The organism is Halomonas stenophila, from assembly GCF_014192275.1.
Taxonomy (GTDB): domain Bacteria; phylum Pseudomonadota; class Gammaproteobacteria; order Pseudomonadales; family Halomonadaceae; genus Halomonas; species Halomonas stenophila.
This window is the reverse complement of record NZ_JACHXR010000004.1, coordinates 276,552-294,887: the sequence shown is the minus strand read 5'-3', so window position 1 is coordinate 294,887 and position 18,336 is coordinate 276,552. Positions and strand designations below refer to the sequence as shown.

Below are 18,336 nucleotides of genomic sequence, written 5' to 3'. Positions count from 1 at the left end.
GGCCTCTTGAAGGATCGATTTTTCTATTTCACTCAAATGAGCATATATGATAGTGAATGCCAGCCGCAACGTGTGCCTGGTTCACCGCCTGTGTCTACTGGTGATCGTAGGCGTTACGGCGAATGACCGGGAAATAGAAAAGGCCAGTTTCTCGGTTACCCGAAGGAGGCTGTAATGACGAATCGACGCGATACGCCGCATGATCGGCTACGGGGGAGCGTCCTCAAGCATGAGGACCCGCTGGAGCCAGCTGCAGAAGAGGAGGATTGGGCGATGCTCGGCACTGATGAGCCAGAAGGGCACATCGCAATCGAAGTCTGGCGGGCGGCTATCGAGCTGTTTGAGGGTGATCGAACAGCGGCAGACCGCTGGTTACATCATGAGGCAATGGGGCTTGGGTGGAAGCGCCCCATCGATGTCATGCAAGAAGACCCTCAGCAAGTGCTGGATCTGATAACCAGGATAGAGCATGGGGTTTACACCTGATCCGAGCCAGACGATGGATAAGAAGCCGGAAAAGATGTCCAAAGAAACCGTGATTTTCTAATATGCTCGGTCAACTGTTTGGGTGCCCAGGCAACACGACTGTCGACTTGTTTCAGCGACCGAATCCGCCAAGGGATATCCATGGATACCATGATTTTCTGGTATGCCAAGGAAGCTTTCGTGATTGAGCCACCATCGCCGCCCCGACCGCTTGGCAGTCAAAGATTGAACCTGCCTTCATCTCCCACAATCACAGGGCGTTCCATGTTCACGCGCAGCCACGTCTCGCGCAGTGAAATAATGTCGCCGTAGGCGATGACTTCCAGCGGTGACCGGCCATTGAAGCCTTCGTTGTGGTTGGCCATGGCCATGAAGCCATAAAGGTTCTCGGGATTGTCGAATATCACGCGCAGAGCTGCATGGATGTTCAGCACGTAGCTGATCCGAGTGAGCTGGTCTTCATCCAGGTTGACCTGCCATTCTGGATCACGGCGCCTAGCACGCGCATAGGTGTCAAGGGAGACACGCAGGATTGCTGTGCCCTGCTCACTGCTGGCCCCCCACTTGCCCAAGATCGTGACGGCTGCCTGTAGTCCCGTGGTGACCTTGTCCTTGTTCGTCATAGCCATCTACCCCCTACACGAGTGCACATACACAAACCTTGGCACGGCCACCGCTTTGAAGCCATGGTGTAAAGTAAACGAGAGATTGTTAGCTGTCAGGTCGACATGATGACACGAGAGGATTGGGCTGCAGCAGTCCAGTGCAGATGGCGATGACAGCGACAGCAACCTGAGCGGCTGACGGGCTCAGTGAACGAGAAAGCCATGCCGTTCGAGCCGGTAGGCATCAAAAACTGGGAGGCACTGAACTTTCGGAGTGAGACTCCACGCCGAATGCCAAACTTTAGTCTACGCTGATGTACTAGGGGGCGGCAGCAGGCGACCCAAAGCCGACATGGCGGAAAATGCTGCTGGCACGTTCATCTTGTTATGCAGGCGGCAAAATGGTCAGTGTTTTATAGCCAAGTTTTATCTGGTTGTACGATTCCTTAGTAGGCTAGGGAGGAATGGTATGAGGTATAATATGGAAAAGCGTGCCGGCACGCTTTTCGTATTATTGGTTTGTGAGTCTAATTCTGTTGTACGTAATGGAGCAACATGAAAACTGATATAAGGAATATTTGGCGTGCGCTGCGACCCATCGTCAAAGAAGGCTTTACTTTTAATGGGATTAAGGATGTAGTAGCAGCCGCTGCTTTGCCTGTAGAAAAGCTGTCCCATCTTCAGCAGAAATCTTTGCCGGAAAAAGGCGCTACAAAAAGTGAACTTCTTGATGCTGTCGACAATTTGATTGAAAAAGAGCCTGATCCGGCCAGAGCGATTCAAAATCTGATCTTGGTGATGATCGAGCAAAATTCACGGATGGCATCCCATGTTTCGGTGTGTGCCGAGCGGTTTGGATGGACAGTCGTTGATTGCCAGTTGCGACCTGTTGATTTTCAGGTAGATGATGCAGTGCATGAATTTTCAGAAGAAGTTAGAATCTTGCTGAAGAATGCGTACAAAAGGTTTGGTGAGGGAGACCATTCTGGTGCTATGACGGCTGTCTGTAGCGCACTGGATAGCGTAACAAATAAGCTTTACGAAAAACATGGGGTTGGCGACCCCCATAATGATTCATATCAGCAGAGAGTATCTCGTTCCTTTGCGGTTCTGGAAAGCACCTACAGGCTTCGTTTCAAACAGGTCATGAATGATGATTATGAAGTTAACAAGTTGTGGAGCAACTATAAAGGCGCAATAAATCAGGCTGCCTATGTGATGGGAGCATTCCGAAGGAATGCAAGTGATGTACATGGTGTTGCCGGATGTCCCCAGGAGGTAATCAGGCATGCAATTGATTGCGGAACCTATATCATCCGGAGCATTCCTTCAGAAATGTCGGTAGACGTACAGCAAGACGATACGCTCGACTTTTAAAAGCTTGCGCCCTTAAAACTCAAATGATCTCTTTTTTAAAGGTCCTGTATGCCCTCAAGCTCTCTACAGCAATTCATTTGGAATCTTGAAGATGTCGAGCGCCTTCAGCAGGCGCATGATGAGCTTAACCCGGATGGTCGCGGGCGACGAGCACTGGGGCATATTACGAGAAGTGGGCTCGTTATGCTTTGCGCTGCGTGGGAACTCTACTTTGAAGATGTAATTAAGGAGTCAACCGACGTAGTCGTTTCCGAGTGTGAGGACCCAAGTGTTTTGCCAGTGAGTGTAAAGAAAAAGCTGGTTAAAGAAGCTAATTCGGGAAAAGACGAATTGTCTGCTTTAGCGTTGTGTAACGATGGGTGGGGTGCCGTTCTAAAATCGGCCGCGGAAAGAGAAGTGGCACGCTTAAATACCCCGAAGAGTGAGCAGTTGGGCGTCCTTGCGCAACATTATTTAGGAGTCGAAAACATTTCAGCAGCATGGTCTATCGGCCCAGATGGTATTAATGAAATCGTATCAGCTAGGGGAGAAGTTGCGCATAGAGGTAGGGATGCAGAATATATTCCTATAGGAACTTTGGATTGGTATAAAAATCGCATTTATTACACAGTTGTTGAGACCGATGATTATATTTCGTGTCACCTCAAGAAGATGCTTTCGCTCCAGCGTAAGCCATGGCGCGCTAGGCGATTGCCAGAAGTTGACCTTTAATTACAGCGTCAACCGGATCGGCCTTTCCGCTTGTGCTCCAACACCGCTCTGTTTCGCTAGGCGCTATGTCAGAATGACCTGAAAGTCCGATTCTGGCCTGACGCCGAAATTTAGGCTATGCTGATGAACCTGATGCGGCAGTCGACGACCCAAAGCTGCCATGATGCAATGGCAGCATGCGCATTCATCCTCGTTAAGCCGCTCAAAGAGGACTCCTACATGCCAGCCCAGAATCGAGAGGTGTTCTGGTCAAGTGAGAGCGGACACATTCTCAAGCCGCAGCTGCCAGTTCGATGTCCCTCGGCGTTTGGTAGCCGAGGGTCGAGTGGAGCCGGCAGCTGTTGTACTCCATCTCGATATATTCGACGACCTCACGCCGTGCTGCCTGGCGGGACCCATATCTCTGGTCAGCCAGCCACTCGCTTTTCAGTGAGCCGAAGAAGCGTTCCATGACGGCATTGTCCCAGCAGTTCCCCTTGCGGCTCATCGAGGCCTGGAACCCGTGCCGATCCAGCGTGGATCGGTAGTCATGCGACGCGTACTGGCTGCCGCGGTCGCTGTGATGTATCAGTCTTTCCTCGGGCTGCCGGCGGCCCACGGCCATCTCTAGGGCGTCCAGTACCAACTGCGTGCGCATGTGGTCCGCCATCGCCCAGCCCACCAACTGCCGGTCGTGGAGGTCGAGCACCGCCGCCAGATAGAGCCACCCTTCCAGCGTCCAGATCGCCGTGATATCGGCCACCCAGACCCGGTTCGGCTCCGCCACCGCGAACTGGCGGTTCAGCAGGTTGGGCGCCACCGGCAGGGTGTGCTGACTGTCGGTCGTATGGCGCCAGCGTCGCCTCTGCCGTGCCTCTACGCCCGCTTCCCGCATCAGGCTGCGGGCCTGGTAACGGCCGACCTCGTAGCCGCGACGTCGCAGCTCTTCGGCCATGCGGCGGCTGCCGTAGCTGCCGCGCTTCCGGCGATGGATCTCTCTGACCTCGCGGAGCAGGGCCTGACGATGGTCATCAGGGCCACGCCGTCGCCAGGCATAGAAACCACTCCGGCTGACCTGCATGACCCGACACAGCAAGGCCACGGGATAGGTGGCCTTCTCCGACTCGATGAACTGGTATCTCAGCTCGACTCTTTGGCGAAGAAGGCCGCCGCCTTTTTTAGAATATCCTTTTCAAGCTGTAGCTTACGAACCTCTTCGCGGAGCTTCTTGATCTCGGCGTCGCGATCATCCGCTGGCTGGCTCGAGGCGTCTGACGTCTGTTGACGGTGCTTGCGGCACCAACGGTCCAACAGGCTACGGTCAACCCCCAGGCGCCGGGCGGCCTCGGATACGGAATACCCCTGCTCCGTCACCAGGCTCACCGCATCCGCCTTGAATTCATCGGAATACCGACGTCGAGTCTTCTTGGTCATGAACACCTCCATTGCCTCCATTATGAGGCTTATCGGGGTGTCCGCTCCAATTGGACCACTTCAAGGAGCAACTTGTAGCATCTGGCCGGGGAAAGTGGTCGAAGGCTGGTGTGCCCCATAAAGGTTGGCAGTGCGTCGACATCGAAGATCTCGGTGAGCCACAGGTAGAGTGTGAGATGTGTGAATCACAGACGATTCGGTACGTCCACCATATGGAGCATCTCAACTACCCAGAAGTTCTAGAAGTTGGTTGCATCTGTGCCGGTCACATGGAGGGTGACGTTGCTGCGGCTAGGACAAGGGAATCGTCCATGAAAAGCCGCGCAGGTAAAAGGAAGCGGTGGCTTTCGAGAAAATGGAAGAATTCAGCAAAAGGTAACCCGTGGATAAAAGCCGATGGATTCCGAGTTACCGTTTATCACCGTGGTACAGGTTGGGCAGCTACAGTCAGTTCGGAAGATAATTCCCTTGTTCAGCACAGTAGAAGGAACTACAAAACGGAGGATCAAGCTAAGCTGGCTGCATTTGATCATATCACGCGCCTCTTGGCACGAGAGACTTAACAAGGTGGTCAACGGGGCGCCAACTACGCTGCGCTCCGTTGGCGCCCATCACCACTGTCCTTACGTGATACAAATATGAAAGTAGAAGTCATTACGGAATCATTAAGTTACTTAGAGATTGCCGAGAGGCAGATTGACAGGGCTATTTCTCTTTTTCTGAATGAAAAAGACTTTATATCCTCAATTACTCTGGCAGGAGCGGCTGAGGAAATCCTGGGAAAAATGGTTGGTGAGGCAGACGGAACCCATGTTCTAAATGACCTCATCGATGGATCTCTCAGGCTTCTGGGTGTTGACGCTAACGATAAAAAGGCCAGAAAAGAGGTTGCGAACATAGCTAATTACTATAGAAACCGTGTAAAGCATTACTCTGATGACGGTGGTCTACATTTCAGTGTGGATTTTGAGGCCGCTGAAATCATCGATCGTGCGATTTCAAACTATTGGAAGTTGACCCAGGAAGAAACCCCTCTAATGGAAAGGTTCAAAATCGAGGTTCTTAGCCCGGACACATAACAAGGCGCAGCACTACACTACCGCAAGAGGTGGTGGGACGCTCGAAAATTTGTCCCATGTGCTTTGAAGTTACATGAGAACTTTCCGATAGTCCGCTTCTGGCCGAGTGAGGAACTTCAGTCTACGCTGATGGGATGGCTGAGGCAGTTGACGACCCTAAGCGGACATGTCGACATAGGCAGCGGGCACCTCGATTCGTATTATGCAGCAAGCGCGATGATTGGTAATATGCTGTCGAGCTATACTTAATATTTTGCTATTTCAGTGGGTTAGGGAACGGGAGACGTGCGGTATCGTACAAATAAGTGCGCTGGCACGTTTATCCAAGCATAGGGCAGGCAATTTAATACGTATTGGAGGTCATCGCAGTGTCTTGGAGGCAAGGGAGGGCGTTGGAGAGAGTTGTCGAAGCAATCGAGAGGTCATTGTCCGCCGACACTGACGCAGTCGTCGAATCCCCAAAGCGCATCAAGGATCGAGTAACGGGCAGAATGCGTGAACATGACGTCGTGGTCACACTTTCAACGTCTCACCACACATTGGTAGTCGCGATTGAATGTAGAGACCTATCCCGTCCTGTCGGCGTGCCCGCGCTCGAAGCCTTCGCGAAGAAATGTGAACATACGGGAATCAACCAGGGAATCGTTGTCTCCGCCAAGGGCTTTACACGCACGGCTCGAGAGAAGGCAAAGTTTCTTGGAATTCGGCTTCTGGACCTCGCCGAAGCCGAGAGCTTTGCCTGGATGCTCGCGCCCGGCATAACCATCACTACTCGGAGTCTTGTTCGGCACAACTGGACCCTCATTCCTGAAGAGGAGGGTGTCGTAGACCGCCCCAACATGGAGGTGCTTGATGAAACCGCTGCGGTCATCGATCCGTCCGTCTTCACCAGCCATTCCCGTCGCTTCATCGAACAGCATGTTCCCCACGACGCAGAGCCCGTCGAGGAGGCCTCTATCAAACTGCGTGTGGAACTGAAGGGATTCCGGCTGCGGAGCAAGGAGTCTGGCGCGGTTGTCCCGGCAACGAGGGCTCTCGTTACGGTCTGGTATCGGATTACCTCTGAGCTGGTTCCATACCGATTGATGCAATATCGCGACGAGGCAGCCGGTGATGCGCTCACTGACGTCGTCACGGCAGATATTGATTCCGGTACTTTCTCGGGGTCTCTTATGTTCATCAATCGGCAGGAGGAGGGAGGGCACCTTGTCTTCATCCCTCACAGTTCCAAGGACACCTAACAAACGGCTCGATCGGACGCATTGCCCTTCGGGCGCCGCGCACGATCAGCCTGGCGTTATGTACGCTTTCCCGCGAATGGAGTGTAAGCCATATTATGGATGAAAAGCTGAAGGATCAAATTGCTTCGCTTACTCTAGACCTGAAGAGTGAAAATGTAGTCATTACAACCAAAGATATGATATGGAAGCAGTTGACGAGAGATTGCCCAGATATCGAAAGATCCTTCGACAATCTATTCAAAACCGAAGTTGATGAACTGAGTGAGATTTTTGGAGAAGTGTCGGGAGTAATTTTAAATGCGTCCATACGAGGAGACGAGCTTCAGAAAGAATGTAGTGTGTTATTGCTTAACGCCCTGAATATTTACATTGCAGCCCTTCAAAACTTTCGCTCTGGGCATAGGCTTTCTCCCCTTGTACTAATGCGATCTATTGTTGAGTTAGTCTCCGTTGTGATACATGTAAAGATGCGACCGAAAGACCTTGATGTTTTTAGAGATGGAAAACTAAAATCTACAAAGTGCGTCACGACAGCGAAGCAGGCTATTCCACCAATAGGTGAGTTGTACGGACACTTAAGTAATACAGTTACTCACGTCGCAGAATTACATCGAAATATCAACGCGATTACCAAGTATACCGAAAGAGATGAGGCGGTTAACGCAAACTTTGGTTTCTTGAGAGTTTCAATATGGTTGACCTATGTTACTACTGAACTAGTCTTCTTTGACCTGGTGTCAAAGCCGAGATATTGGGTGGAAGTTGAAGGCAAGGGGTATGCTTTTTCTCCGGGTACTGAGATCAAGCAATGGATGGATAAATTCCTAGAAGGAAATTTGAGTGAAAGCGCTACCTAACCAAGCCATTAAATTCTCTCCCATTCGGTCGCCCGACGCTCGCAAACTCGCGCGCTCTATGGCGGCGTTACACTAGCTTCCGCTGAACTTCCGCTTCTGGCCGAACGAGGAATTTTAGTCTATGCTGATTGATCACTTCCGACTCTGAGTGGACATTCCGGAAAGACAGCCGGCACGTTTATCGACTTGAATGAGAAGGCACGCTCAATCAATGTCAGAGCGTTCCGACTAATACTTGCTAGGCAATCATGGGTGCTAAATCAGATGAAAGCGTTATTCATTGGCGCGGGCGCGGCTTACGATTGCGGAATGCCCCTTGTCTGGGAGTTGACCGCAGAATTGAGGCGCTGTCTAACACCTGAGAGAATTGTTTCGTTTAATGAAGGCTGGAAAGCTCAAGGCGGCGGATGGAATCAGGATGTTATTTCCCGCGTCGCAATTCTATTAGGTAATAAAGACTTACATTACGAACATATCATAGGAGCTTTAGAGATAGAGTTCTCTAGAGAGCGTAATGAAGGTAAAAGGCAAGACTATCACGCTGCTCTTGGCTTTCTTCTTCAGGCTGTATATGGCCTGCTAATGGAAAGGCAGGTAAAAAACACTGACTACGCGTTGAACGCACTTGATGATTTTTCTGCTATCAAAAAACTAGCTCAAGAGAATAATCCGCTTTGGATATTCTCACTAAACCATGACTGCATTATTGAAATGCTGGCGGCATCAGCAGGCATCCCTATAAAGTCAGGTTTCAATGAAGAAGTCAGTATTCCCATGAAGAGCACTGATGGAGTTTTACGTCAAATTCCGTTTGAAAGGTTGAGCAGAGCATCTATCGAAAGTAATTGCTATGATTTTCATAAGCATGGCGAATATGGTATTAATTTAATAAAGCTACATGGAGGGTTAGATTTATTTGGGCAAAATGATGAGCTTAACTACTTGAAGATTAAGCCTGTCGAACATGATCCAGCACCCTTTGCTCACCAACTTCAAATAATAGATAAAATAAATCAAGATATAGCGGTGCGTGATGGCGTCGCGTGCATGAACGAAAATGTTTATGAAGATGAACAAGGAAGGATTCAGTTTTTGCGCAAAACCCTTTTGTCAGGAGCGCATAAGTTTACAAAAAAACTGAGCCAAATAGCTCCATCTGAATTTCTTTCTCTTTTCAAGGGTAGTTTAAATTATGCCGATGCTCTTGTTTGTATTGGCTACAGTTTTGGGGATAAACACATAGATGAAAACATAGTGGATTGGTTGTCCTTGTCAGGATCACGGAAGCTCACTATTGTTAATCCTGGCATAGGTGGTTGCCCTGATAGATTGAAGTATTTATCAGAGCAAGTTGAATGCAATCCTATTGGTGCGGCTGAATATTTTATACAGGTTAGTGATGACAAACCTACGGAAATGCAGAGCATTTTGCGAAAAGAAAGATCGGTAGCGCGTGACAGAATTAGGCGTGAGCTTACTGAATGAAAATGTCTAACAAAGACAGGCATGGCGACCACTTTTTCGTTGCGGCTTCGCCTCCACTAAGAAGGCACGCATGCTGGCAGCGTTATATCAGAGCCCACTGAACGGCCGCTCTTGGCCGAAAGCTGCCCTGCTAACCACATGTTTAGATGGGCAGGGCGTGGTTTTAATCCTCTGTTCTCACCAGCCACCCTTCAACGGTGTCCGAACCGTATTCATCCTTCCACACTTTTAGTGTTTTCTGGTTGCCGCCGCGTGTCTCTACGACTTCGCCAGTATTAGGGTTTTTATAGATCTTCAGCTTGCGTTTGGCGCGACCCGTGTTCGTGGTGCTGGAGGGTCTGGCCGCTGCCTGTTGCGGGTCAAGCAGTTTGATGACGTCTGAAGCCGACTTGTCAAATTCGCGCATGAGAGCTTCCAGTTTATCCTTAAACTGAAGCTCAGCCTTGAGGCGGTCGTCATTCTTTAGCCTATCCAGCTCTTCCTGAAGCTGCTTTAGCTGCTGTTCCTTCTGCATGTAGGAAGCTAGTATGGACATACGATCTCTCTTTGCGAATGGATGATTCAACTATGGGGAAGAATGCAACATAAATCAAGCTATGATGGCGTCGAGGTCAATGGCCGAGGAAGATTAACTGAGTCGTTCGCACTTCATGCGGTCACTTCACACTGTTCAACCCGGGCATGAATCAGTAAAGCCCGAAGCCTTCACTATCGTCAAGTGCTGGGAAGGGTGTTAAGGAGAATAGGACAGAACGATGATCACGCTTGGCTGTTCATGCTAGCAGAGCCCACTCTTCAGCGCTTTGCGAAGCGGACTGCGGAGGACCTCCCAGATGATTTAGCAGTACTGACCCAAGTGGAAAATCTTTCATCGAGATCTCATCAGTCGCACGGCGAAGCAGGTAGTAAAGGAGGAGCTGATGACGTGTCGAGTGTCAGCTTTGGCCTTCTGGAGAGTGATCTCCTTACAGCTCCGTATGAGAGTGGTCGCGAAGCCCAACCTCACTACCAAGTCAGCTTTTCTAGCCATTACCGACAGGTCTTACTCGACCTATAGGTTACACAGTCTTTTCCAACACATAACCCATAGCTGTGTTATGGAAAATGATTCCGTATAAAGTTTAAAGCATTCCCAACTGCAGCATGCGAGGTGCCACTGTGTCGCTTAACCCGGATCGGGGCTTCAGGCCACTTTAGCTGATCCGGAAAAAGAAGCGGCTAAAGTGAACTCAAATGAGACAGTTTCTTGATAAATGCCGGGTCGCACAGCTCTCCTTCAAAAAGTTAAGTTTTCAAGCCAAATTTGGCCCAAAAGCGGTAAAGCTAACTGAAAATGTTGGTTTTGAGTAAAGGTAGGAGGGGGCGGAGTGCTTGGGTAGGCTGGAAAGCCTGTTGTCATGGGGTATACCCATCCGCCCATGGAAATTTAACGAAAAGAGAATGGCGCAGACGCGTGTATTGCGCCATGGAATCTCACTAGTGTTGGAGGTTCGGGATTGCAGGAATCGGTGGCCTCCGATGATAGAGGCCGGGAAGGGGAAAGGCCAGTACCGTCCCTGGTCGGCCGGAGGGACTACTCCTCCTCGTCCAGGGCCCAGTCGTCCTCGATGGCACGTCTCAGGCGACGTTCCTCCAGCAGGCCTTCCAGGCGCCGTCGGGCGCGCAGCTGTTCGGCGCGGCTGGCCGGGCGGGCACGGCGATAGTCGTCGTCATTGACGGCGTCGTCGTGGTCGTCCTCGTCATACAAGTCGTCGTGAAGGGATTCGGGGCGCATGCGAAGTCCTCCCATGGCCAGGTGCCGCTTGCGGCGAGCGACGCTCCAAGCATTGCCCCGCGCGTCGCGAGGCCTCATCCGGCGCCGGTTGGTGGGCGCCTGACGGCTATATAAGATGGGTGACGCGAAAGCGCAACCCCCAGGCGGGCATTTTTTTCCGCGAGGGGAGGAGGGCGGGGAGGCGGCTCAGGACAGGCCGTGTTCGGCCTTCAGGCGCTCGAGTTCCTGCTGGGCCTCGACACGCTCGGTGACGTCCTTCTGGACGCCGATGTAGTAGGTCAGGTTGTCGTCCTCGTCATAGAGGGGCGTGATCGAGAGCTCGTTGTAGAAGAGGGTGCCGTCCTTGCGGTAGTTGCGCAGCACCTCGCGGCAGGGGCGGCCCTCCGTGAGCGCCTTGCGGATGACGGCCAGCGCCGGCTGGTCGCGGTCCTCGTTCTGCAGGAAGCGACAATCGCGGTAGAGGATCTCGTCGGCGCTGTAGCCGGTCAGGCGCTCGAAGCCCTGGTTGACGTAGATGAGGATGTTCTCGTCGCCTTCCTGCTCGGCGACCACGATGCCATCCGCCGAGGCATCGACGATGCGTTCGAGCAGTTCCGGGCTGATCAAGGGGGATCGTTTCATCAGGGCGTTCCTGTCGCGGTGCCTGTCATGGTGCCGGCCGGGGTCGCCGACTCCCTGTTGCGAGACATCATGGCCAGCCGGGCGCGGGATTTCAACGCCCGGCGCGGCGCTACTCCACCTCGGGCAACCGCCGGGCGCTGGCGGCGGCGGCCAGGCCCGTGGCCGCCAGCACGGCCAGCAGTGCCGCGGTGCCGAGCCACTGGGCCAGGGCGCCGACCAGGCCGCCCACCGCCAGCATCAGCCCCCCGGTCAGGGTGTTCGACAGCGCCACGTAGAGTGCCCGGTCCTCGGCTCCGGCCATGTCGACGAGATAGGTCTTGCGCCCCAGCCGGACGCCGGAATGCACGATCACCAGCAGCGCATAGACCAGCGCATAGGGCCAGACGGTCTGGGTCCAGGCCGCCGGCCACCAGGCGAATAGCGCCCCGAGCAGGCAGCCGGCCGCGGTCCCGAGCCCGCCGTCACGCATCACCGCACGGCTCGAGGCATCGGCGCGCTTGCCCCAGAGGGGGCTGGCCAGCATGCCGGCCACGCCGGAGACGACGATCAGCACGCCCAGCCCACCGAGGGCCGCGCCGCCCTGCTGCTGACCGAGCAGGGCGACATAGGGCAGGGCCAGGGCGCTGGCGAGCAACAGCGCCCGGGACAGGTTGAAGTGCAGGAAGACGCGGTCCTCGCGCAGCAGCCGCAGGCCGGTGCGGATCGCCGACCAGGCGTTCTCGCCGCCCTCGACGGCGCCGGGAGTCTCCCGGATGCGGGCCGCGCACAGGGCGTTGACGGCCCAGCCCAGGGCGGCGACCGCCAGCAGGACGGCCAGGGCCAGCTCCCCGGGGCGGTCCTCGAACAGCATCAGCACGCCGCCGGCGGCGAGCGTCGCGGCGCCGGCCACGCTGCCGCTCCAGCCCATCAGGGTGCCGCGGCGCCGCTTGGCGATGGTCTTGCCCATCACGTCCTTGGTGGCGATCGACGACAGGCCGCGGGCCAGCGACAGCGCCACCAGCACGCCGAGCACCAGGGCCCCGCCGAGGCTGCCGCCCCCCACCAGGGCCAGCAGGGCCAGGACCGCGGCGGCCAGGGCCTGGAGCAGGCCGCCTGTGACCCACACCCCCTTGCGGATCGGTCGGCCGCGGATCAGGCCCGCCACGAACAGCTGGGGCAGCAGGGCCCCGGCCTCGCGGATGGGCACCAGCAGGCCGACCATCCACAGCGGCGCCCCCATCACCCCGAGCAGCCAGGGCAGCACCAGCCGGGCACTGGCCAGCTCGTCGGCGAGCTTGTTGCCCAGCGCGGCCCAGAGGTGCAGCAAGAAGTTGCGCGGCTGCTCCCGGCAGGCCTCGTCGGGGATGTCGCGGCACATCCGGCTGTCCTCGTCGCCGGTGAGCCACTCGTAGAGGCGGGACTGGCTGATCTCGGGCTGGGCCATCGAACCTCCCTGGCTGTATCATGGCTCGATCATTCTTGCGGCAGACGAGGGCCCATGTCACGCATCCGGATTCACTATTGCACCCAGTGCCAGTGGCTGCTGCGCAGCGCCTGGTACGCCCAGGAACTGCTCTCCACCTTCGGCGAGGACCTGGACGAGGTGGCCCTGGTGCCGTCCCACGGCGGCGAGTTCGAGATCTTCTGCGACGACGAGAGCCTCTGGGAGCGCAAGCGCGACGGCGGCTTCCCGGACATCAAGGCACTCAAGCAGTCAGTCCGCGACCGCCTCGATCCCGCCCGGGATCTGGGCCATATCGATCGATGAGGTGGCGGGCCGTGCACCCCGGGATGGGGTGAACGAGGAAAGGGACTGAAACGAGGACGGGGAGTTGCCATGACACCGGATCGTCGCGCCATGCTCTATGGGCTGGGGGCCGTGGGCCTGTGGTCCACGGTGGCCACCGCCTTCAAGGTGGCGCTGCAGCACATGACGCCGCTGGAGCTGATGTGGATCGCCTCGCTGGTCTCCTGGGCGCTGATTGGCGCCCTGGTGGTCCGCCGCGGACTGCTCGGCGAGGCGCTAAGCCGCGGCTGGCGTACCGCCGCCTGGGCGGGGCTGATGAACCCGGTGGCCTACTACCTGGTGCTGTTCGCCGCCTACGATCGCCTGCCCGGCCAGGAGGCCATGGCCCTCAACTACACCTGGGCCCTGGCCATGGCCCTGCTGGCCGTGCCCATCCTCGGCCAGCGGCTGACCCGCATGGATATCCTGGCGGGCCTGATCGCCTACTCGGGGGTCTGGGTCATCGCCACCCGCGGCCGGGTCCTCGACGTGGCCTTCGCCGACCCGCTGGGGGTCGCCCTGGCGCTGGTCTCGACCCTGCTGTGGGCGCTCTACTGGCTGCTCAATGCCCGGGATCACCGCTCCCCGCTGGTGGCCCAGTGGCAGAACTTCAGCGTCGGGGTGCCGGTCCTCACCGCCCTGGTCGTGCTGGGGCCGGGCCTCCAGTGGGTCGGCGGCACGGCGCTGGCGGCCGGGGTCTACGTGGGACTCTTCGAGATGGGGATCGCCTTCGTGCTCTGGCAGCTGGCGGTGCACACGGTATCGCGCACGGCCAAGGTCTCGAACCTGATCTTCCTCTCCCCGCCGGTGTCGCTGGTGCTGCTGCACGTCATCGTCGGCGAGCCGATCCTGCCCTCGACCCTGGTCGGGCTGGTGCTGATCCTCGGCGGCCTGGGCCTGCAGCAGTGGCAGAAGGCCCCGGCCACCCCGGTCGACGCTCAGTCCTGACGCGCGGCCAGCTCGATGCCCTGGGCACGCAGCAGCGGGGTGAGGGCCGGCCAGACGTTGTCGAGCAGGGCCGGCTGGGCCTCGGCGGTGGGGTGGAGGCCGTCGGCCTGCATCAGCTCCTCCTCCAGGGCCACGCCCTGGAGGAGGAAGGGCACCAGCGGGACGCCGTAGCGGTCGGCCAGCCGACGGTAGACGCCGGTGAAGGCCTCGCGGTAGGCCGGGCCGTAATTGGGCGGGATGTCGATGCCGAGCAGCAGCACCTCGGCCCCGGCGGCCCGGCTCGCCTCGATCATGGCCGCCAAGTTGGCGCGCATCTGCCCCGGGGGGAGGCCGCGCAGGCCGTCGTTGCCGCCGAGCTCGAGCAGAACGATATCCGGGGCATGCTGTCGCAGCAGCTCGGGGAGGCGCGTTGCCCCGCCCCGCGTGGTCTCCCCGCTGATGCTGGCGTTGACCACCCGGGCCTCGCCCGTCAGCCGTGAGGCCAGCAGGCTGACCCAGCCGGCCTGGCGCTCGATGCCGTAGGCGGCGCTGAGGCTGTCGCCCATCACCAGCAGCACCGGGCGCTCCGCGGCCTGGAGGGGGCCGACCAGCAACAGCAGGATCAACCACAGCAGGCCCATTGCCGTGGGATGTCGACCAACAGGGAAGCGCTTCGTCATGTCCAATTCCTTTCCGGCGGATGCCTCGCCCATCCTACACGCCGCCCACCTCGCCAAGCGGGTCGAGAGTGGCGAGCGCTCGCTGACCATTCTGAGTGATCTCGACCTCACCGTGTTCCCCGGCGAGAGCGTGGCGATTCTCGGCCAGAGCGGGGCGGGCAAGTCGACCCTGCTCGGCCTGCTGGCCGGGCTCGATGCCCCCAGCGGCGGCGAGCTCCGGCTGTTCGGTGCCTCCCTGGCCGAACTCGACGAGGATGGCCGGGCCCGATTGCGCGCGGGGCGCGTCGGCTTCGTGTTCCAGAACTTCCAGCTGTTGCCGACCCTCACGGCGCTGGAGAACGTGCTGCTGCCCCTGGAGCTGACGGGGGACGGCGAGGCGCCGGCCCGGGCCCGCGGGTGGCTCGACCGGGTGGGCCTCGGCGAGCGCCTGGACCACCTGCCCAAGCAGCTCTCCGGCGGCGAGCAGCAGCGGGTGGCGCTGGCCCGGGCCTTCGTCACCGGCGCCGAGCTGGTCTTCGCCGACGAGCCCACCGGCAACCTCGACCCGGCCACCGGCGAGCGGATCATCGACACCCTCTTCGCCCTCAATCGCGAGGCCGGCACCACCCTGGTGCTGGTCACCCATGACCACGCCCTGGCGCGGCGCTGCGATCGCTGTCTGCACCTGGTGGCGGGGCGCCTCACCGAGGGCGACCCGGCGGAGGTCGCGCCATGAGCGGCCGGGCCTCCGGCGCCATGGGCCTCGCCTGGCGGGGCCTGCGGCGCGACCTGCGGGCCGGCGACGTGAGGGCGCTGTTCCTGGCGCTGGTGCTGGCGGTGGCCGCGGCGACGATGATCGGCTTCTTCCTCGATCGCCTGGAGCGCGGCCTGACGCGCCAGGCCGGCCAGCTGCTCGGCGGCGACCTGGTGCTCGAGCAGTCCCGGCCCTTCGACGCCGCGCTGCGCGCGACCCTGGAGGAGGCCGGGCTCGCGCTCTCCGACCAGGTCGACATGGTGTCCATGGTCAGTCGCGGCGAGGCCTTCCAGCCGGCGAGCCTCAAGGCGGTGGACGACGCCTATCCCCACTACGGCGTGTCCCGGGTGGACCGCGGCGAGGGCGTCGAGGCCCTGGCCCGCGGGCCGGGGCGCGGGCGGGTCTGGGTCGCCCCGCGGCTGGCGCTGCTCCTCGATCTCGCCCCCGGTGATCGCCTGCGGGTCGGTCGGGCCACCCTCGAGGTGGGCGGCATCATCGAGCGCGAGGCCGATCCCTCGGCGGGCTTCGGCAGTTTCAACCCGCGGCTGATGATGCACGTCGACGACCTGCCGGCCACCGGCCTGGTGCAGCCGGGGTCGCGCATCGAGTACGAGATCCTGGCCGCCGGCCCCGCCGAGGCCGTGGCGGGGCTCGATCCGCTGCTCGAACGGTTGCGCCGCGACGGCGTCGAGGTGCGCGACGTGCGCCGGGATCGCCCCCGGCTGGGCAGTGCCCTGGCGCGTGCCGACCGCTACCTGAGCCTGGCCGGCCTGGCGGCGGTACTGCTGGCCGGGGTGGCCGTGGCCATGGCCACCCGCCGCTATGTCGAGCGCCACCTGGACACCGCGGCCCTGCTGCGCTGCTTCGGGGCCAGCCAGCGGACCCTGGTGCGGCTGTTCGCGCTCCAGCTGCTGTGGCTGGCGCTGGCGGCCTCGGTCCTCGGGGCGCTGCTGGGCCTGGCCGGTCAGGCGGCCCTGCTGGCCCTGCTCACCGCGGTGATGCCGGTCGAGCTGCCCGCCCCGGGGCTCACCCCGCTGTGGCTCGGCGGGCTCACGGCGCTGGCCGTGCTGGGCGGCTTCGCCGGGCCGACCCTGCTCCGGCTGCGTCGGGTCAGTGCGCTGAAGGTGCTGCGCCGCGAGCTGGACCCGCTGCCGCCCTCGGCCTGGCTGGTGGTGGGGGTGGCCGCGGCGGTGTTCGGGGCCCTGCTGTGGCTGTATTCCGGCGACCTCGGCCTGTCCCTGGCCCTGCTGGTGGGCGGCGGCCTGGCGCTGGTGGCGCTGTGGAGCCTCGGTGGCGGGCTGCTGGCCCTGCTGCTGCGCCTCTGCGCCCGGCTGCCCCGGCGCGGCGGCGAGGGCGCCTGGCAGGCCCTGCGCCTGGGTGGCCGACAGCTGGCCCGGCGGCGCCGTTCCAGCCTGGGACAGCTGCTGGCCTTCGCCGTGGCCTTCTTCGCCATGGCGATGATCGCCCTGGTGCGCGGCGACCTGGTCGGCGCCTGGCAGGCCCAGCTGCCCGAGGATACCCCGAACCACTTCGCCATCAACATCCAGCCCGGCGAGCGGGCGGCCTTCGAGACGGCCCTGGCGGGGGCCACCGAGGCGCGCACCGCCCTCTATCCCATGGTGCGCGGACGCATCACCGCCATCGACGGCCGACCGCCCCGGCAGGCCGTGCCCGAGGAGGCCCGGGGCGACAACGCCCTGCGCCGCGAACTCAACCTGACCTGGCGCGAGACCCTGCCGGAGGGCAACCGGCTGGTGGCCGGAGAGTGGTTCGCGGGGCGCCCGCCCGCGGCCCGGCAGGGCTGGTTCTCGGCCGTCGAGGCCGACGGCCGCACGCCGCCGGTGCCGATCTCGCTGGAGAGCGGGCTCGCCGAGCGGCTGGGGCTGGCGCTGGGCGACACCCTGACCTTCAGCATCGGCAGCGACAGCGTCGTCGGCGAGGTGGCGAGCCTGCGCGACCTGGACTGGGACAGCTTCCGGCCCAACTTCTACGTGATCTTCCCCCCGGGCGTGCTGGAGCGTTTCGGCCACAGCTTCATCACCGCCTTCCACCTCGACGCCGGCGACCGGGAGACCCTGCGCCGGCTGGTGCGCGAGTTCCCGGCGGTGACCCTGCTCGACGTGGAGGCGATCCTCGCCCGGGTCCGCGAGGTACTGACCCAGGTGACCCGGGCCGTGGAGCTGGTGCTCGGCTTCGTGCTCCTGGCGGGCATCAGCGTGCTCTATGCGGCGCTGACCGCCAGCCTGCCGGTGCGCGCCCACGAGGCCGGCCTGCTGCGGGTGTTCGGCGCCGGCAACCGCCTGCTGTCCCGAGTGCAGGCAGCCGAGTTCGCCCTGCTGGGCCTGGCCAGTGGCCTGCTCGCCGCGCTGCTGGCCGAGCTCGCCGTGGCCGGTCTCTACTGGGGCTGGCTGGATCTCGCCCCGCGGGTACACTGGGGGCTATGGGCCTGGCTGCCGCTGGGCGGTGCCCTCACGGTCGGCGTGATCGGCCACCTGCTGTCCCGGGGACTGCGCCGCCAGGCGCCGGCGGCGAGCCTCGGCCTGCTGGGCGAGACCTGACGCCGCCAGGGATCACCGGGCCAG

17 protein-coding genes and 1 pseudogene are annotated in these 18,336 nt (G+C 59.6%); 11 read left to right on the top strand and 7 right to left on the bottom strand.

The window, feature by feature from the left end:
• Positions 1-174: 174 nt before the first annotated feature.
• A complete protein-coding gene (locus FHR97_RS09825; RefSeq protein WP_221187752.1) occupies positions 175-486 on the top strand; it encodes an antitoxin Xre/MbcA/ParS toxin-binding domain-containing protein in 312 nt (103 codons plus the stop codon).
• Positions 487-704: 218 nt separating this feature from the next.
• On the opposite strand, the gene FHR97_RS09820 is transcribed toward FHR97_RS09825, so the two are convergent.
• Positions 705-1,109: a hypothetical protein gene (locus tag FHR97_RS09820; RefSeq protein ID WP_183383612.1), complete on the bottom strand. Its 405-nt coding sequence runs from the start codon at positions 1,107-1,109 to the stop codon at positions 705-707.
• A gap of 537 nt (positions 1,110-1,646) precedes the next feature.
• On the opposite strand from FHR97_RS09820, the gene FHR97_RS09815 reads away from it, so the two are divergent.
• Together FHR97_RS09815 and FHR97_RS09810 are read left to right on the top strand one after the other, a co-directional pair.
• The gene (locus FHR97_RS09815) at positions 1,647-2,468 is read left to right on the top strand and encodes a hypothetical protein (RefSeq protein WP_183383611.1); all 822 of its coding nucleotides are present in this window, start codon (positions 1,647-1,649) and stop codon (positions 2,466-2,468) included.
• 48 nt (positions 2,469-2,516) lie between these two features.
• Positions 2,517-3,179, top strand: a complete 663-nt coding sequence (locus FHR97_RS09810; RefSeq protein ID WP_183383610.1) for a HEPN domain-containing protein — start codon at positions 2,517-2,519, stop codon at positions 3,177-3,179.
• Between the two features lie 271 nt (positions 3,180-3,450).
• Here FHR97_RS09810 and FHR97_RS09805 read toward each other — a convergent pair.
• Positions 3,451-4,592: pseudogene (locus FHR97_RS09805) on the bottom strand (IS3 family transposase).
• Between the two features lie 638 nt (positions 4,593-5,230).
• On the opposite strand from FHR97_RS09805, the gene FHR97_RS09800 reads away from it, so the two are divergent.
• The 4 genes from FHR97_RS09800 (at position 5,231) to FHR97_RS09785 (ending at position 9,254) form a co-directional block, all read left to right on the top strand.
• Positions 5,231-5,671, top strand: coding sequence for a hypothetical protein (locus tag FHR97_RS09800; RefSeq protein WP_183383609.1), 441 nt, complete (start codon positions 5,231-5,233; stop codon positions 5,669-5,671).
• Positions 5,672-6,096: 425 nt separating this feature from the next.
• Positions 6,097-6,912 carry a restriction endonuclease gene (locus tag FHR97_RS09795; RefSeq protein WP_183383608.1) on the top strand — a complete coding sequence of 272 codons (816 nt, stop codon included), beginning with the start codon at positions 6,097-6,099 and terminating at the stop codon, positions 6,910-6,912.
• 95 nt (positions 6,913-7,007) lie between these two features.
• The gene (locus FHR97_RS09790) at positions 7,008-7,769 is read left to right on the top strand and encodes a hypothetical protein (RefSeq protein ID WP_183383607.1); all 762 of its coding nucleotides are present in this window, start codon (positions 7,008-7,010) and stop codon (positions 7,767-7,769) included.
• 264 nt (positions 7,770-8,033) lie between these two features.
• Positions 8,034-9,254, top strand: a complete 1,221-nt coding sequence (locus tag FHR97_RS09785) for a hypothetical protein (RefSeq protein ID WP_183383606.1) — start codon at positions 8,034-8,036, stop codon at positions 9,252-9,254.
• Between the two features lie 163 nt (positions 9,255-9,417).
• Here FHR97_RS09785 and FHR97_RS09780 read toward each other — a convergent pair whose 3' ends face one another.
• From FHR97_RS09780 to FHR97_RS09765, 4 genes are all read right to left on the bottom strand, one after another.
• Entirely contained in the window at positions 9,418-9,789 is a 372-nt protein-coding gene (locus FHR97_RS09780; RefSeq protein WP_183383605.1) for a histone-like nucleoid-structuring protein, MvaT/MvaU family, read from the bottom strand.
• A gap of 1,038 nt (positions 9,790-10,827) precedes the next feature.
• Entirely contained in the window at positions 10,828-11,028 is a 201-nt protein-coding gene (locus tag FHR97_RS09775) for a PA3496 family putative envelope integrity protein (protein WP_183383604.1), read from the bottom strand.
• 186 nt (positions 11,029-11,214) lie between these two features.
• Positions 11,215-11,649: a PAS domain S-box protein gene (locus FHR97_RS09770; protein ID WP_183383603.1), complete on the bottom strand. Its 435-nt coding sequence runs from the start codon at positions 11,647-11,649 to the stop codon at positions 11,215-11,217.
• Positions 11,650-11,758: 109 nt separating this feature from the next.
• Entirely contained in the window at positions 11,759-13,072 is a 1,314-nt protein-coding gene (locus FHR97_RS09765) for an MFS transporter (protein ID WP_183383602.1), read from the bottom strand.
• A gap of 54 nt (positions 13,073-13,126) precedes the next feature.
• Here FHR97_RS09765 and FHR97_RS09760 point away from each other — a divergent pair, with 54 nt between their 5' ends.
• Together FHR97_RS09760 and FHR97_RS09755 are read left to right on the top strand one after the other, a co-directional pair.
• Positions 13,127-13,396 (top strand): Rdx family protein, encoded by a 270-nt coding sequence (locus tag FHR97_RS09760; RefSeq protein WP_183383601.1) that lies wholly within the window; start codon positions 13,127-13,129, stop codon positions 13,394-13,396.
• Between the two features lie 69 nt (positions 13,397-13,465).
• Positions 13,466-14,362, top strand: coding sequence for a DMT family transporter (locus tag FHR97_RS09755; protein WP_183383600.1), 897 nt, complete (start codon positions 13,466-13,468; stop codon positions 14,360-14,362).
• Here the strand turns inward: FHR97_RS09755 and FHR97_RS09750 are convergent.
• On the bottom strand, positions 14,353-15,021 hold the full coding sequence (locus tag FHR97_RS09750; RefSeq protein WP_183383599.1) for an arylesterase: 669 nt from the start codon (positions 15,019-15,021) through the stop codon (positions 14,353-14,355). The two genes, FHR97_RS09755 and FHR97_RS09750, sit on opposite strands and share 10 nt — an antisense overlap.
• On the opposite strand from FHR97_RS09750, the gene FHR97_RS09745 reads away from it, so the two are divergent.
• Together FHR97_RS09745 and FHR97_RS09740 are read left to right on the top strand one after the other, a co-directional pair.
• The gene (locus FHR97_RS09745) at positions 15,020-15,736 is read left to right on the top strand and encodes an ABC transporter ATP-binding protein (RefSeq protein WP_183383598.1); all 717 of its coding nucleotides are present in this window, start codon (positions 15,020-15,022) and stop codon (positions 15,734-15,736) included. The genes FHR97_RS09750 and FHR97_RS09745 overlap by 2 nt on opposite strands.
• A complete protein-coding gene (locus tag FHR97_RS09740) occupies positions 15,733-18,312 on the top strand; it encodes an ABC transporter permease (RefSeq protein WP_246403892.1) in 2,580 nt (859 codons plus the stop codon). Before FHR97_RS09745 ends, FHR97_RS09740 begins: the two co-directional genes overlap by 4 nt.
• Positions 18,313-18,336 lie beyond the last annotated feature (24 nt).

Bases quoted from the DNA above. Each gene is read 5' to 3' on its own strand.
- FHR97_RS09745 (WP_183383598.1), top strand. From the start codon at position 15,020: ATGTCCAATTCCTTTCCGGCGGATGCCTCGCCCATCCTACACGCCGCC.
- FHR97_RS09800 (WP_183383609.1), top strand. From the start codon at position 5,231: ATGAAAGTAGAAGTCATTACGGAATCATTAAGTTACTTAGAGATTGCC.
- FHR97_RS09825 (WP_221187752.1), top strand. From the start codon at position 175: ATGACGAATCGACGCGATACGCCGCATGATCGGCTACGGGGGAGCGTC.
- FHR97_RS09810 (WP_183383610.1), top strand. From the start codon at position 2,517: ATGCCCTCAAGCTCTCTACAGCAATTCATTTGGAATCTTGAAGATGTC.
- FHR97_RS09780 (WP_183383605.1), bottom strand. From the start codon at position 9,789: ATGTCCATACTAGCTTCCTACATGCAGAAGGAACAGCAGCTAAAGCAG.
- FHR97_RS09775 (WP_183383604.1), bottom strand. From the start codon at position 11,028: ATGCGCCCCGAATCCCTTCACGACGACTTGTATGACGAGGACGACCAC.
- FHR97_RS09760 (WP_183383601.1), top strand. From the start codon at position 13,127: ATGTCACGCATCCGGATTCACTATTGCACCCAGTGCCAGTGGCTGCTG.
- FHR97_RS09770 (WP_183383603.1), bottom strand. From the start codon at position 11,649: ATGAAACGATCCCCCTTGATCAGCCCGGAACTGCTCGAACGCATCGTC.
- FHR97_RS09750 (WP_183383599.1), bottom strand. From the start codon at position 15,021: ATGACGAAGCGCTTCCCTGTTGGTCGACATCCCACGGCAATGGGCCTG.
- FHR97_RS09755 (WP_183383600.1), top strand. From the start codon at position 13,466: ATGACACCGGATCGTCGCGCCATGCTCTATGGGCTGGGGGCCGTGGGC.
- FHR97_RS09785 (WP_183383606.1), top strand. From the start codon at position 8,034: ATGAAAGCGTTATTCATTGGCGCGGGCGCGGCTTACGATTGCGGAATG.
- FHR97_RS09815 (WP_183383611.1), top strand. From the start codon at position 1,647: ATGAAAACTGATATAAGGAATATTTGGCGTGCGCTGCGACCCATCGTC.
- FHR97_RS09790 (WP_183383607.1), top strand. From the start codon at position 7,008: ATGGATGAAAAGCTGAAGGATCAAATTGCTTCGCTTACTCTAGACCTG.
- FHR97_RS09765 (WP_183383602.1), bottom strand. From the start codon at position 13,072: ATGGCCCAGCCCGAGATCAGCCAGTCCCGCCTCTACGAGTGGCTCACC.
- FHR97_RS09820 (WP_183383612.1), bottom strand. From the start codon at position 1,109: ATGACGAACAAGGACAAGGTCACCACGGGACTACAGGCAGCCGTCACG.
- FHR97_RS09740 (WP_246403892.1), top strand. From the start codon at position 15,733: ATGAGCGGCCGGGCCTCCGGCGCCATGGGCCTCGCCTGGCGGGGCCTG.